The 14759-nt window shown below is 64.9% G+C and carries 12 protein-coding genes; 3 read left to right on the forward strand and 9 right to left on the reverse strand.

Annotated features, from left to right (window positions below; translation table 11 throughout):
- The first annotated feature begins 17 nt into the window (after positions 1 to 17).
- Positions 18 to 1253, forward strand: coding sequence for a diguanylate cyclase domain-containing protein (locus BVH06_RS05685; RefSeq protein ID WP_075933487.1), 1236 nt, complete (start codon positions 18 to 20; stop codon positions 1251 to 1253).
- A gap of 4 nt (positions 1254 to 1257) precedes the next feature.
- Here BVH06_RS05685 and BVH06_RS05690 read toward each other — a convergent pair whose 3' ends face one another.
- Positions 1258 to 2010 (reverse strand): ABC transporter substrate-binding protein, encoded by a 753-nt coding sequence (locus BVH06_RS05690; protein ID WP_075933488.1) that lies wholly within the window; start codon positions 2008 to 2010, stop codon positions 1258 to 1260.
- A 253-nt stretch (positions 2011 to 2263) separates the two neighbouring features.
- Between BVH06_RS05690 and BVH06_RS05695 the strand changes: the two genes are divergently transcribed.
- Positions 2264 to 3448 (forward strand): NAD(P)/FAD-dependent oxidoreductase, encoded by a 1185-nt coding sequence (locus BVH06_RS05695; protein WP_075933489.1) that lies wholly within the window; start codon positions 2264 to 2266, stop codon positions 3446 to 3448.
- 57 nt (positions 3449 to 3505) lie between these two features.
- Here the strand turns inward: BVH06_RS05695 and sstT are convergent, their stop codons facing one another.
- Together sstT and BVH06_RS05705 are read right to left on the reverse strand one after the other, a co-directional pair.
- Entirely contained in the window at positions 3506 to 4747 is a 1242-nt protein-coding gene (gene sstT, locus BVH06_RS05700) for a serine/threonine transporter SstT (RefSeq protein ID WP_075933490.1), read from the reverse strand.
- A gap of 231 nt (positions 4748 to 4978) precedes the next feature.
- Positions 4979 to 6367, reverse strand: a complete 1389-nt coding sequence (locus BVH06_RS05705) for an L-serine ammonia-lyase (RefSeq protein ID WP_075932348.1) — start codon at positions 6365 to 6367, stop codon at positions 4979 to 4981.
- A gap of 142 nt (positions 6368 to 6509) precedes the next feature.
- On the opposite strand from BVH06_RS05705, the gene BVH06_RS05710 reads away from it, so the two are divergent.
- Positions 6510 to 7451: a LysR family transcriptional regulator gene (locus BVH06_RS05710; RefSeq protein ID WP_075932347.1), complete on the forward strand. Its 942-nt coding sequence runs from the start codon at positions 6510 to 6512 to the stop codon at positions 7449 to 7451.
- A gap of 10 nt (positions 7452 to 7461) precedes the next feature.
- On the opposite strand, the gene BVH06_RS05715 is transcribed toward BVH06_RS05710, so the two are convergent.
- From BVH06_RS05715 to BVH06_RS05740, 6 genes are all read right to left on the reverse strand, one after another.
- Positions 7462 to 8166: a membrane integrity-associated transporter subunit PqiC gene (locus BVH06_RS05715; protein ID WP_083651887.1), complete on the reverse strand. Its 705-nt coding sequence runs from the start codon at positions 8164 to 8166 to the stop codon at positions 7462 to 7464.
- A 254-nt stretch (positions 8167 to 8420) separates the two neighbouring features.
- The gene (gene parC / locus BVH06_RS05720) at positions 8421 to 10670 is read right to left on the reverse strand and encodes a DNA topoisomerase IV subunit A (RefSeq protein WP_075933491.1); all 2250 of its coding nucleotides are present in this window, start codon (positions 10668 to 10670) and stop codon (positions 8421 to 8423) included.
- A 7-nt stretch (positions 10671 to 10677) separates the two neighbouring features.
- On the reverse strand, positions 10678 to 11202 hold the full coding sequence (locus BVH06_RS05725) for a TIGR02281 family clan AA aspartic protease (protein WP_075932344.1): 525 nt from the start codon (positions 11200 to 11202) through the stop codon (positions 10678 to 10680).
- On the reverse strand, positions 11199 to 12182 hold the full coding sequence (locus BVH06_RS05730) for an esterase-like activity of phytase family protein (RefSeq protein ID WP_075933492.1): 984 nt from the start codon (positions 12180 to 12182) through the stop codon (positions 11199 to 11201). Before BVH06_RS05730 ends, BVH06_RS05725 begins: the two co-directional genes overlap by 4 nt.
- Positions 12182 to 14080, reverse strand: coding sequence for a DNA topoisomerase IV subunit B (gene parE, locus BVH06_RS05735; RefSeq protein ID WP_075933493.1), 1899 nt, complete (start codon positions 14078 to 14080; stop codon positions 12182 to 12184). Before parE ends, BVH06_RS05730 begins: the two co-directional genes overlap by 1 nt.
- A 45-nt stretch (positions 14081 to 14125) precedes the next feature.
- Complete coding sequence (locus tag BVH06_RS05740) at positions 14126 to 14707, reverse strand: YqiA/YcfP family alpha/beta fold hydrolase (protein WP_075932341.1); 582 nt, start codon at positions 14705 to 14707, stop codon at positions 14126 to 14128.
- Positions 14708 to 14759: the final 52 nt, after the last annotated feature.

The raw sequence follows: 14759 nt of genomic DNA on the forward strand, positions 1-14759 counted from the left end.
CGGGCATAGGGGGTTCCGTGCGCAATATCCTGGTCATCGAAGACAGCCCGCTGGTGCTCAAGATCCTCGATCACCTGTTCCGCCAGGAGCCGGATCTGCAGCCGGTGTTCTGCGCCTCCCTCGGCGAAGCCGAAGTGATGCTGGAAACCTCGGCGGACCTGTTCTTCGCCGCCATCGTCGACCTGCACCTGCCCGACGCGCCGGACGGCGAAAGCGTCGACCTGGTAATGCGCTACGCCCTGCCCTGCATCGTGCTCAGTGGTTCGTACAACGAGAAGCGTCGCGACGACCTGCTGCTCAAGGGCGTCGTCGACTACGTGCTCAAGGAGAGCCAGCACTCCTACGAGTACGCCTTTCGCCTGCTGCACCGCCTGGAGAGCAACAGCCAGGTGAAGATCCTGGTGGCTGAAGATTCCGAGGCCACGCGCAATTTCATCCGCCACGTACTGGCGCCCCATCGCTACCAGATCATCGACGCTCACGACGGTGACGAAGCCCTGCGCATTCTCAAGGAGCAGCCGGACATCGACCTGCTGGTGGTCGACCACAGCATGCCGGGCATCAGTGGCTTCGATCTGGTCAAGTTGCTGCGCCAGAAGATGAAGCGCAACGACCTGGTGATTCTCGGCCTGTCCGCCGACACCAAGGGTTCACTCAGCGCGATGTTCATCAAGCATGGCGCCGATGACTTCCTGCGCAAGCCGTTCTGCCCCGAGGAACTCAATTGCCGGGTGATCTCCACTCTGGAGCGCCGCGACATGCTTCGCGCTCTGAAGAAAGCCGCGCAGTACGATGCCCTGACCGGCCTGAACAACCGCCGCGCCTTCTACGAGCAGGGCCTGCAGCAGTTCCAGCAGGCGCAGCGCGAAGGCTACCCGCTGAGCGTAGCGATGCTCGACATGGACCTGTTCAAGCAGATCAACGACGAACACGGCCACGCCGCCGGTGATGCCGCGCTGATCGCCTTCAGCCGCGCGTTCAGCGCCGCCTTCCCGGACACGCTGCTCGGGCGCCTGGGCGGCGAGGAATTCGCCATGGTCAGCGCGCAACCTGCCGAGCAGCTGGGCCAGGCTCTGGACCTGCTGCGCGCGCACTGCAGGCAGCTGAAATACGCTGTGGGCGCCCCGCCACTGTCATTCAGCGCTGGTATCCACCACGGCCCCCCGGAGGATCTGGAAAGCCTGCTGCACCTGGCCGACCAGCAGCTCTACCAGGCCAAGCATCAGGGTCGCGGACGCACCAACTGGTCGTGACCGCTCACTGCAGACCGTAGCGCGTCATGATCGCCGCATAGCTGCCATCGGCCTGCATGGCGGCGATGGCGGCATCGAAACGGCGGGCGATCTCCGCATGCTCGACATGGGTGAGGCGAATGAGAATATGCAGGCCATTCTCGCTGAGGGGCATCGGCAGGAACTCCAGATCGTCGGCGATCGCCTTCAGCGAGTCGTTGAACAGGAAGCGGGCGACGTACTCATCCTCCAGCGCCAGGCTGACTCGGCCGCGTTGCACCATGTGCGCGGCGCTCTCGAAACTGCTGACCTCGACAGTCTGCATCTGGTCGTCGGCGGTGAATGCCGGCGAATAGGCATAGCCACGCCGCACCGCGATCTGGTGGCCATGGAGATCGGCGAGCTGATCGAAAACGATGCCCGCGCCCTTACGCTGCACCACACGAATGCGGTTGACCAGATAGGGCGCGGAGAAATACCCGAACGCCTCCCGCTCCTTGCTGTACCAGGCGGTGATCAGCACATCGTAGTCACCGCGCTGCAGCCCCAGCACGGCGCGCTGCCAGGGCACTTCGCGATAGTCGTTGGCGTAACCGGCACGGCTCAGCGCGGTACTCACCAGTTCCACTGCCACGCCGTTACCTGGTAGCCGCTGATCGGTGAACGGCGGCCAGCTGTCGGCGACCAGACGCAGGGGCTGCGCACTCGCAGCCCACGGCAACAGCACTAGCGACAGCAACCAGACGCGCCAGGTTTTCAATGGTGGCAAGCCCTGCATATGGAGGAGAAAAGGATCACGCTGACGCATGATCAAAAGGCTGATAGACAAGATAGCGGCAAAAAGCCAGTGCAGCTCGCTATTGGCCCTTATTCGCTAGACCCGAACGCCGCGCCAGGGGTTCGAAAAAACGCATTGGCGTGCCAGCGTAACCGAGCAGATTACGTACCACAGCGCCTTCAGCCCTTCAGGTAAACTGCGCCGTTTCGCGTCGGCCCAGCCATGCCGGCGCCCAGCGTACGAGGACCATGCCGTGCTTTCACCCCAGGTTGTCATCATTGGTGCCGGCGCCGCCGGGCTGATGTGCGCGATGACCGCCGCCGCCCGCGGTCGCCGCGTGCTGCTGCTCGACCACGCCAACAAGGCCGGCAAGAAGATCCTGATGTCCGGCGGCGGGCGCTGCAACTTCACCAATATGTACTGCGAGCCCGGCAACTTCCTCTCCCACAACCCGCACTTCTGCAAGTCGGCGCTGGCGCGTTTCACTCAGTGGGATTTCATCGCCCTGGTCGCCAAGCACGGCGTGCCCTACCACGAGAAGAAACTCGGCCAGCTGTTTTGCGATAACAAGTCCAGCGACATCCTCGCCATGCTGCTGGATGAGTGCCAGCAGGTCGGCGTCGATCTGCGCCTGGATACCTCGGTGAGCGCCATCGAACGCGCGGGCGACGGTTACCACCTGGCCACAAGCGTCGGCGCGGTCACCTGCGAGTCGCTGGTGATCGCTACTGGCGGGCTGTCGATCCCGACCCTGGGCGCCACCGGCTTCGGTTACCAGATCGCCCGCCAGTTCGGCCACGAGCTGCTGCCGACCCGCGCCGGCCTGGTGCCCTTCACGCTTACCGACCCGCAATTGAAGACCCTGTGCACGGAGCTGTCGGGCACCTCGGTGGAAGATTGCCGGGTCAGCTGCAACGGCCAGAGCTTCGTGGAGAACATTCTGTTCACCCACCGCGGCCTTAGTGGCCCGGCGATTCTGCAGATTTCCTCCTATTGGCAGCCCGGCGACACGGTGAGCATCGACCTGTTGCCGCACATCGACCTGCCCGAATGGCTGCAGACCCAGCAGCGCGAGCGGCCCAACAGCGAACTGAAAACCCTGCTGGGCGAGTTGTTCACCAAAAAGATGGCCGGCCTGCTGGCCGACCAGTGGTTCGCCTCCAAGCCGATGAAGCAATACACCCCGGCCGAGTTGAAGGCGATTGCCGAGCGCCTGGCCGACTGGCAGCTGGTGCCGGCCGGCACCGAGGGCTACCGCACGGCAGAAGTGACCCTGGGCGGGGTCGATACCCGCGAGGTGTCGTCCAAGACCATGGAGTCCTTGAAGTCACCCGGGCTGTATTTCGTTGGCGAAGTGCTGGACGTGACCGGCCACCTGGGCGGCTTCAACTTCCAGTGGGCCTGGGCCTCCGGCTACGCCGCGGCGCAGTACGCGTAGGCGACAGCGACCCATGAAAAACGCGCCCTGGGACGCGTTCTTCATTACCAGAACGGGTTATGCGTCGACCCGATTGTCCTGCCCCGCACGCACCTCACCGGCGTAGGAGACGGCGGCGGTGAACACCACGTCAGTGTGGGAGTTCAGCGCCGTTTCGAAGGAATCCTGCACCACGCCGATGACGAAACCGATGGCGACGACCTGCATGGCGATCTCGGTGTCGATACCGAACAGGCTGGTCGCCATCGGGATCAGCAGCAGCGAACCTCCGGCCACACCGGACACGCCCGCCGCCGCCAGGGACGACACCACGCACAGCAGCAGTGCGGTCGGCAGGTCGACGTTGATACCCAGGGTATGGGTGGTCGCCAGCGCCATCACGGAGATGGTGATCGCCGCGCCGGCCATGTTGATGGTCGCACCCAACGGGATGGTGATCGAGTAGGTGTCCTTGTCGAGCTTGAGCTTCTCGCACAGACGCAGGTTGACCGGGATGTTGGCCGCCGAGCTGCGGGTGAAGAACGCCGTCACGGCGCTTTCGCGCAGCACGGTGAACAGCAGCGGATACGGGTTGCGGCGCATCTTCAGGTAGGCCAGCAGCGGGTTGATGACCAGGGTCACGATCAGCATGCAGCCGATCATCACCATCAACAGCCGCGCATAGCCATACAGCGCCTCGAAACCGGACTCGGCCAGGGTGCTGGAAACCAGGCCGAAGATGCCGATCGGCGCCTGGTTGATGACGAAGCGCACCACCTGGGTGAAGGCGTTGGACACGTCGTGCAGCATGGTGCGCGTGCTTGGCGCGGCGTGGCGCAGGAACAGGCCGAGGGCGACCGCCCAGGCCAGGATGGCGATGTAGTTGGAGGTATTGAGCGCCTGCACCGGGCCAACGAAGATGCTGGTCAGCAGGTTGTGCAGCACATCGATGATGCTGCCCGGCGGGTTGCCTTCGGCCGAGCCGACGTCCAGCGACAACATGGTCGGGAACAGGAAGCTGGCGCACACCGCCAGGGCTGCGGCGCTGAAGGTGCTGATCAGGTACATCAGCAGCACCGGACGAATGTGGGTGGGCTGGCCACTCTGGTGGGCCGCCAGGGACGAGATCACCAGCACCAGAACCAGCACCGGCGCAACGGCCTTCAGGGCGAGGACGAACAGTTCGCCGAGCAGACCGACCTTGAGTGCGGCGTCCGGGGCGAAATAGGCGAGCAGAATGCCGAGCACCAGGCCGATGAAGATGCGTAGCACCAGGCTGGTATTCGAGTAGGCGGAAGCAATGCGTTTAAGAGTATTCATGTTGTAGACGCTGTCCAGAATTCTAGGCTTGATGGCATTGGGGGACAGGTCAGCAAGGGAATGAACCACGCCAACCGGGCAGGTCACCCCAAGACATCCCGCGATTATAAGGGACGCAAGGGGCGACAGCGCTACCCAGGTGGTGCGCCAGGTCAGGCGGGGACGTGTTACTTGGTGTTAGTCAGCCGGGCGAGCCTCGGAGGGCTCGCCGCAGATATCGGGCGGCGGCAATCAGCACTCGATGATATTGACGGCCAAGCCGCCGCGAGCGGTTTCCTTGTATTTGGTCAGCATGTCGGCGCCGGTTTCGCGCATGGTCTTGATCACCTTGTCCAGGCTCACGTAGTGCGCGCCGTCGCCGTACAGCGCCATGCGCGCCGCGTTGATGGCCTTCACCGAAGCGATGGCGTTGCGCTCGATGCAAGGGATCTGCACCAGGCCGCCGACGGGGTCGCAGGTCAGGCCCAGGTGGTGCTCCATGCCGATCTCGGCGGCGTTCTCGACCTGCTCAGGAGTGCCGCCCAGCACGGCGCACAAGGCGCCGGCAGCCATCGAACAGGCCACGCCGACTTCGCCCTGGCAGCCGACTTCAGCGCCACTGATCGAAGCGTTTTCCTTGTACAAGATGCCGATCGCCCCGGCGGTGAGCAGGAAATCGATGATGCCGCGCTCGGTGGCACCGGAAATGGCGTTGGCATAGTAATGCAGCACGGCGGGAATGATGCCGGCGGCGCCGTTGGTGGGCGCAGTGACTACCCGGCCACCGGCGGCATTCTCTTCGTTGACCGCCAGGGCCCACAAGTTGACCCAGTCGAGCATTCGCAGCGGATCTTCGGTGTAGCTGCGCTGGAAGCCACCCAGCTTGCGCGCCAGGATCGCTGCGCGCCGGCGCACCTTGAAGCCGCCAGGCAGGATGCCCTCGGTGCGGCAGCCGCGCTCGACGCAGCCCTGCATCACTTTCCAGATGGCCAGCAGGCCGTTGTCGATTTCCTCGTCGGTGCGCCAGTGGCGCTCGTTGCGGCGCATGATCTCGGCGATGCCCACACCGTACTCGCGGCTTAAGCGCAGCAGATCCGCACCGGTGCGAAACGGCAGCGGCAGCGCGGTGGCGTCCGGGGCGATTACCTTGTGCTTGGAGCCGTCGGCGAGCACCGCCTCGCTGACCACGAAGCCGCCTCCCACCGAGTAATAGGTGGCCTCGTGCAGTTGAATACCGGCGGCGTCGAACGCCGCGAACCGCAAGCCGTTGGCATGCAGTGGCAACGCCTTGCGGATCATCTTCAGGTCGGTTTTTTCATTGAAAGGTACCGCGTGACCGCCTGGCAACACGATACGTTTGTCGGTGCGAATGGCGTCGATATAGCCGGCAACCTGCTCGACATCCACGGTATCCGGCTCGTAGCCGCTCAGCCCCAGCAGCACCGCCTTGTCGCTGCCGTGGCCCTTGCCGGTGGCGCCCAGCGAGCCGTACAGCTCGGCGACCACGCGCACCACACTCGGCATGTGCCCCTGGTTCTCCAGCGCATGGGTGAACAAGGCGGCCGCACGCATCGGGCCAACGGTGTGTGAACTCGATGGGCCGATGCCCACTTTGAACAGATCGAATACGCTGACGGCCATGGCTGATTTTTCTTCTGTTGGGTGAGGACGGGCGCACGGTCAGGCGCCGTCGGTGAGAAAAATCTAAAAGCCCACTTACGTTATGTATACTGATTTATTCTTACTGTATTAATTAGAGAATCTTACCTATCGGGCATCCGTCATGGATCTGATCCGTCTGCGCACCCTTCGCGAGCTGGCCCGTTGCGGCACCATGGCGGCCACTGCCGAGTTCCTGCACCTGACGCCGTCTGCCGTGTCCCAACAGGTCGCGCAGCTGGAACGCGAGGCCGACGTGGCATTGATCGAGCGGCGCGGCCGTGGCGTGGTACTGACGCCGGCCGGCACGCGGCTGGTGGCCCATGTGGAGCGGATCCTGGTGATTCTCGACGAGGCGCGCTCGGAGCTCGCGCAGATGCGCAGCGAGATCGCCGGCGAACTGCGCGTCGCCGCATTTCCCTCGATCGCCGTGGCACTGGTCGCGCCCATCGTGCACAACCTGCGCCAGGCCTATCCGCGCCTGGAGGTGGTGGTCGCCGACCTGGAGCCCCAGGAAAGCCTCAGCGCATTGAACGCCTGGCAGATCGACGTGGCGGTGGTCGATGACCTGGCTGGTGCCAGCAAGGCGCGCCAGGAACATTACGAGCTGATTCCACTGACCGAGGATCGCCTGCACGTGCTGTTACCCGTCAGTCATCCATTGGCATCACGTGCCACACTGACCATCGCCGACCTGCAGGACGAAGCCTGGGCGCTGGACTCCACCAACAGCTCGTTCGGCGAATTCATCACCAACCTGTGCCGCCGCTCGGGCTTCACGCCACGCATCAATGCGCACTGCGCAGGCTTCGAAATGGTCGCAGCGATGGTCGCCTCCGGCAATTCGATTTCGGTGGTTTCCGGCCTGCGCCTGCTACGGCCGGTGGAAGGCGTGACCGCCGTGCGCCTGGCACCGGCAATTCAACGCAAGATATTTCTGGCCTACCGCAAGGGCGAACGCAAGCACCCGGCCGTCACCGTCTTTCTCGACGAGGCGGTGCGCACGGCGGGCGTGCTGGAGGGCTATCAGCGAGAAGACGCCGAAAGCGGGTCAGGCCAGGCCTGACCCGCCGGCATCAGAAGCGGAACACTTCGGCGTCGATGCGAATCGGCTCGGCCACCGGCATCTTCGGTGGCTCCTGCCGGGCAGCCGGCACCGGCGCCTTGCGGCGCGGCTCTTCGGCAGCGAGCGGGGTGTTGCCGTGATTCTTCACCGCGGTGGCCAGCTGCGCGACCAACTGCTGCACCACTTCGCTCTGGGCGCGGACCTGATCGGCGACCGAGCCCTTGTGCTTTTCTTCCAAGCGCACCAGGCGGGTGTCGAGCAACTGCCCGTCACGGCCGACCAGCCGCCACTGACCTTCGAGCACCGCAGGCTGGTGCGGGCCGGAATCCAGGCGGGTGACGGACAGTAGCACCTGCACCTGGGCCTTGTAATTCGGGTTGTCCGACGCCAGCACCAGGCGCTGGCTGTTGATGCGGTTCGACAATTGGCGCAGCACCTGGCGATCCAGGTCGGTGGCCAGGCTACCGGCCCAGCGCGAGGTCAGGGCGGGGCTCAGGCTGCCGTCGTCCTGGCGCTGCAGCAGGGTTTCGCGCTGCAGGTAATCGGCGACGGTGATCGGGCCCAGCAACACGCTCATGCCGTCCTTGTCGGCAGTCTTGGTCGGTGCCGGGCCGCCATCGAGCTGGTAGAGGGAGACGGGCATCAGGTGCGAGCAACCGGTCAGCATCAGCAGACCGGTGAGAAGCAGGGTGAGAGGAAGCCGCTTAGCAATCATCAATATCTTCCGGCTGGCGACAGGGCCAGCGATCGTGGCTACAGGTGAAAAAGCCAATAACAAAAAATAGATAAATCATCGCGTCGGCCAGTGCCGATGCGATGCCAATAATCCCTGTCCACATGCAATGCGCCTGCCACCCGACGACTGAATACCAGGGTGGCAGATGGCCCACCGTCCGGCGGGCATGCGAGGGGCGGTATCATCCGATAAACCGCCCGTTAACTCCAGCCCCAGGCCATTGGCCAGCAGCCCTACTCGACCAGCAGGGCGTCCACGCGCTGGAAGCCACGCGGCAATTTGTTGCCGCGGCGGCCGCGCTCGCCCTTGTAGTGTTCGAGGTCATCGGCCTTCAGGGACAGAGTACGCTTGCCAGCCTGCAACACAAGGGTCCCGCCCGCCGGCAGCACGGCCAGGTCGGTGAGGTACTCCTCGCGGCTGGCCACTCGATCGCCGGGAATGCCGATGATCTTGTTGCCTTTGCCCTTGCCCAGTTGCGGCAGGTCGGCGACCTTGAACAGCAGCAGGCGGCCCTCGGTGGTCACCGCGGCCAGCCAGTCTTCCTCGCGGTTGGCGAGCGGCCGCGGGGCCACTACGCGCGCACCATTGGGCAGGCTGAGCAGCGCCTTGCCGGCTTTGTTCTTGGCCTGCAGGTCTTCACCCTTGACCACGAAACCGTAGCCGGCATCGGAAGCGATCACGTACAGCGCCTCATCATCGGGCAGCAGCACGCACTCGAAGGAGGCACCCGGCGGTGGCGTCAGACGGCCGGTCAGCGGCTCGCCCTGACCACGGGCCGACGGCAGCGAATGGGCGGCAAGCGAATAACTGCGTCCAGTGGAATCGATGAACACCGCGTACTGATTCGAGCGCCCGGGCGCGGCGGCCTTGAAGCCATCGCCGGCCTTGTAGGACAGGCCGGTGGCGTCGATATCGTGGCCCTTGGCGCAGCGTACCCAGCCCTTTTCGGAAATCACCACGGTCACCGGCTCGGTGGGCATCAGCTCGGTTTCCGACAGGGCTCGGGCTTCGGCACGGGCAACGATCGGAGAGCGGCGGTCATCACCATACTTTTCGGCGTCTTCGAGGATTTCCTTGCGCACCAGCTTCTTCAGCCTGGCCTCGCTGCCCAGCAGCGCCAGCAACTTATCGCGCTCCTTGATCAGCTCGTCCTGCTCGCTGCGGATCTTCATCTCTTCCAGGCGTGCCAGCTGACGCAGGCGGGTGTCGAGGATGTAGTCGGCCTGGATCTCGCTCAGTTCGAAGCGCTCGATCAGGCGCGCCTTGGGATGCTCCTCGGTGCGGATGATGTGGATCACTTCGTCCAGGTTGAGGAAGGCGACCAGCAAGCCTTCCAACAGGTGCAGGCGCTTCTCGACCTTGTCCAAACGGAACTGCAGGCGCCGACGCACGGTGCCGACCCGGTACTCCAGCCACTCGCGCAGCATCTGGCGCAGGTTCTTGACCTGAGGCTTGCCATCCAGGCCGATCACGTTGGTGTTGACCCGGTAGCTGGACTCCAGATCGGTGGTAGCGAACAGGTGGGTCATCAGCTCGTCGGCATCGACGCGGTTGGAGCGCGGGATGATGACGATGCGGCACGGGTTCTCGTGGTCCGACTCGTCACGCAGGTCGGCGACCATCGGCAGCTTCTTGGCCTGCATCTGGCTGGCGATCTGCTCGAGCACCTTGGAGCCGGATACCTGATGCGGCAGCGCGGTGACCACGATGTCGCCATCCTCGACGCTGTACACGGCGCGCATGCGCACCGAGCCGCGGCCGGTTTCGTAGATTTTCAGCAGGTCGGCGCGGGGCGTGATGACTTCCGCCTCGGTCGGGTAATCCGGGCCCTGTACGTGCTCGCACAACTGCTCGACCGTGGCGTTCGGCTCATCGAGCAGACGCACGCAGGCGGCAGCGACTTCGCGCAGGTTGTGCGGCGGCACGTCGGTGGCCATGCCCACGGCGATACCGGTGGTGCCATTGAGCAGCAGGTTGGGCAGGCGCGCCGGCAGGGTCGCCGGCTCATTCAGGGTGCCGTCGAAGTTCGGCACCCAGTCCACGGTGCCCTGGCCCAGTTCATTGAGCAGCACTTCGGAATAGCGCGACAGGCGTGCCTCGGTGTACCGCATGGCGGCGAACGACTTGGGATCGTCCGGTGCACCCCAGTTGCCCTGCCCATCGACCAGGGTATAGCGGTAACTGAACGGCTGGGCCATCAGCACCATGGCCTCGTAGCAGGCGCTGTCGCCGTGGGGGTGGAACTTGCCGAGCACGTCACCGACGGTACGCGCCGACTTCTTGTGCTTGGCGTCGGCGTCCAGGCCCAGCTCACTCATCGCATAGACGATGCGCCGCTGCACGGGCTTGAGGCCATCGCCGATATGCGGCAGCGCGCGATCCATGATCACGTACATGGAGTAGTTGAGATAAGCCTGCTCGGTAAAGTCGGCAAGGGAGCGGCGTTCGACGCCGTCCAGGCTCAGATCGAGGGTTTCGCTCATGCGTGCCTCATTGCAAGGTTGATTGGCGCAGCATCAGGCTGCCGCCCTTCTGACTGAATTCGAGTTGTTTCAAGGCGCTCATGCCCAGCAGGATCTCGTCGCCATCCATGCCTGGGGCGATGAGTGCGGACACGTCATGCAAGATGATATCGCCGAGTTGCAAGCGCTCCAGGCGCGTACGGTGGGCCGTGGCGATGCCGTTGGCGGTACGAATCTGAACCGGCGCGCCGGCCTGCAGACCGAGATCGCGGGCGACCTGGCTGGGGATGGCGACCTGGGTGGCGCCGGTGTCGAGCAGAAAGCTCACCGCCTCGCCGTTGATCTGTCCATCGGCCCGATAATGCCCACCGGGGCTGCTGGCCAGACGCACTTCGACGTAATCATCGCCATGCACCGATTCCGGCTGGCGATTGGGATGCTGCTTGGCATCTTCCCAGTTGCCGAAGAAATGCGTAGCCAGCAGCAGGCCGGCGCCCCAGGCGAGCACCAGCATCACCCGGCCGGCACGGCGGCCTGCGGGCTGTTCGCTCACTGTGCAGCACCCCAGCCGCCGGCCGGCGCGGCGAAGCGCCAGACCACCGGGCGCTTCTCGCCGTCGCCACGGGCGTGCCCACCGTTGTCGAGGCCGATCCAGGCGCCCTCGGCGTCCATCGAAAGGGCTTCGGCAACGCCGTAATGCAGCGGATAACGGCGCTCGTCGGTCAGCGCTTCGGCGGCGAACGACCAGCACCGCTCGACCTCGCCGCTGGCCGGAGTGCGCCGGCAGATGCGGTGGGCCTGGCGCTCGAGGGTGTAGAGCTTCTCTTCGAAGAAAGCCAGGTCGGAGAAATCCACCGGCGCGGGGCGGCCGCCTAGCGCCGCGTGCGAGGCTTCCTCGCCGCCCTCGTTGAGCAGCACGCAACCACCTTCGCAGCGCCAGGTGGCGCGCCGGTTATGCAGCACCACCAGGCCGCGCCGCTCCTTTTCCGCGGCCAGCCACAGGCGCTCGCCGGCCGGGTCGATGGCGATGCCTTCGAACAGCGAGTTGAAGTGCAGCAGCATGCCGCTGGCCCGCGCCTGGCGCACCATGCCCTCAGGCAGGTTCAGCCATTGCGCATCGGCCGCCGGCGGTACCTGCAGCACCGCCGCGCGGGTTTCGCTGACCAGATAGCGATTGCCCTTGGCGTCGCAGGAGATTCCCTCGAAGTCCAGGTGACCGCCGCGCACCAGGCCGGCTACCCACGAGCGCATACGCAACCCCCAGGGCAACGGCATGTCGGGCGCCGGTGGCGCCACGAAACGCTCGGCCTCGGCCTGCCAGACACTGGCCGACGAATCGAGACGGTACAGGCGATCATCCTTGCGGTCGGACACCGCCCACAGCGCATCACCGCACCAGGCCAGACCCGACAGGTTGCCAGCGTCCATCCCGGCCACCGGGTGTTCGCTGACCAGTTTGAGTTCTTCGAGCTGCGTGTCGGCCAGCACCGGCGTCACGGCTGCGAACAGCACGGCGCCGAACAGCTGGCGCATCAGAGCAGCACCTCGGCCAGGTTGCCCTTGGACTCCAGCCAGGATTTGCGGTCACCGGCGCGCTTCTTGGCCAACAGCATGTCCATCACTTCGCGAGTGCCCTCGAAATCCTCGAGGGTCAGCTGCACCAGGCGCCGGGTGTTGGGGTCCATGGTGGTTTCGCGCAGTTGTGGCGGGTTCATCTCACCCAGGCCCTTGAAGCGGGTGACCTGGGGCTTGCCGCGTTTCTTCTCGGCCACCAGGCGATCGAGAATGCCGTCGCGTTCGGCCTCGTCGAGGGCGTAGTAGATGTCCTTGCCCAGATCGATGCGGTACAGCGGCGGCATGGCCACGTAGACATGGCCGGCGTCGACCAGCGGGCGGAAGTGACGCACGAACAACGCGCAGAGCAGCGTGGCGATGTGCAGGCCGTCGGAGTCAGCATCGGCGAGGATGCAGACCTTGCCGTAGCGCAGCTGCGCCAGGTCGCTGGAGCCGGGGTCGATACCAATGGCCACGGCGATGTCATGCACCTCCTGGCTGGCCAGCACCTCGCCGCCGTCCACTTCCCAGGTGTTCAGAATCTTGCCGCGCAGCGGCATGATCGCCTGGAATTCCTTGTCCCGCGCCTGCTTGGCGCTACCGCCGGCGGAGTCACCCTCGACCAGGAACAGCTCGCAGCGCAGCGGGTTCTGGCCCGCGCAGTCGGCCAGTTTGCCGGGCAGCGCCGGGCCCTGGGTGATCTTCTTGCGCTCGACCTTCTTGCCTGCCTTGAGGCGGCGGCTGGCATTGCTGATCGCCAGCTCGGCGAGTTGTTGGCCGAATTCCGGGTGGGCGTTGAGCCACAGGCTGAAAGCATCCTTGACCACACCGGAAACGAATGCCGAGGCCTCGCGAGACGACAGGCGCTCCTTGGTCTGGCCGGAGAACTGGGCGTCCTGCATCTTCATCGACAGGACGAAGGCGATGCGCTCCCAGACGTCTTCCGGCGCCAGCTTGACGCCGCGGGGCAGCAGGTTGCGGAACTCGCAGAACTCGCGCATGGCGTCCAGCAGGCCCTGACGCAGACCGTTGACGTGGGTGCCGCCCTGGGCCGTGGGGATCAGGTTGACGTAGCTTTCCTGCACCACGTCGCCGCCTTCGGGCAGCCACAGCAGCGCCCAGTCCACGGCTTCCTTGTTGCCGGCCAGGCTGCCGCAGAAGGGCTCGTTGGGCAGGCGCTCGAATTCACTGACCGCATCGACCAGGTACGACCGCAGGCCGTCTTCGTACAGCCACTCGACTTTTTCGTTACTGGCCTTGTCGTGGAAGCTGACCGCCAGGCCGGGGCACAGCACGGCCTTGGCCTTGAGCACATGCTTGAGGCGACTGACCGAGAATTTGTGGGAATCGAAATACTTGGCGTCTGGCCAGAAGTGCACGCTGGTACCGGTGTTGCGCTTGCCGACCGTGCCGGTCACTTCCAGGTCGCTGGCCTTGAAGCCATCGGCGAAGGCCATGGCGTACTCACTGCCATCGCGCTTGACGCGCACTTCCACGCGGGTCGACAGGGCGTTGACCACCGAGATGCCGACGCCGTGCAGGCCGCCGGAGAACTGGTAGTTCTTGTTGCTGAACTTGCCGCCGGCATGCAGCTTGGTAAGGATCAGCTCGACGCCCGGCACGCCCTCCTCGGGATGGATGTCCACCGGCATGCCGCGGCCGTCGTCGATCACTTCCAGGGAATTGTCCTCGTGGAGGATCACCTGGATGGACTTGGCGTGGCCGGCCAGGGCTTCGTCGACGCTATTGTCGATGACTTCCTGAGCGAGGTGGTTGGGGCGCGTGGTATCGGTGTACATCCCCGGGCGCTTGCGCACCGGGTCGAGGCCGGAAAGCACTTCGATGGCATCGGCGTTGTAGGCGTTTTGCTGGGCCATGGGTCTCTGCAATGCTCTGATTTATCGGGGATTCGGTGCGGCCACTCAGGCAGCGGGGGCAATGCCGGCAAAGGCGAACACCATCGGCAGGCGCTCGGCGAAGCCCTGGAAACCGTGGTCGCCACCCGCTTCGATGCGCAGGGCGCAGTGCCGGTAGTAGGCCTGAGCCCGCCGGTAGTCGAGGGTTTCGTCGCCGGTTTGCAGCCATACCTGGTAACGATTCGGGTCTGCTGGCGGCTCGACAGCGAGCTCGGCCAGGGCCGTCACATGGTCGGCGGTCAGTTCCCAGGTTTCGTTGCTGTAAAGGTTGGTTTGTGTGCCCAAGTAGCCGTCGAACAGCTCGTGGGGCCGCACCGCCGGGTTGATCAGCAGCGCCTTGAGCCCGTGCCGCTCGGCCAGGTGGGTCGCATAGTAGCCGCCCAGCGAGCTGCCGACCAGCGTGGGGCGCCCCAGCTCGGCGATCAGCGCGTCGAGCTGGGCAATGGCCTGGCGAGGATGATGATGCAGGGCCGGAACCCGCAGCTGGGCCTGTAGGCCACGGGCGGTCATGGCGGCTATCAGCTGGCTGGCCTTGGTGGAAGCTGGCGAGCTGTTGAGGCCGTGGATATAAAGAATGCTATTGGTCATAACGGGAGGCTACTAGCGCCAGCCTGCAGGCTGCAAGCGCTGCTGTCGCTGC

Origin of the sequence: Pseudomonas sp. PA27(2017) (assembly GCF_001945445.1) — a bacterium.
GTDB lineage: Bacteria > Pseudomonadota > Gammaproteobacteria > Pseudomonadales > Pseudomonadaceae > Aquipseudomonas.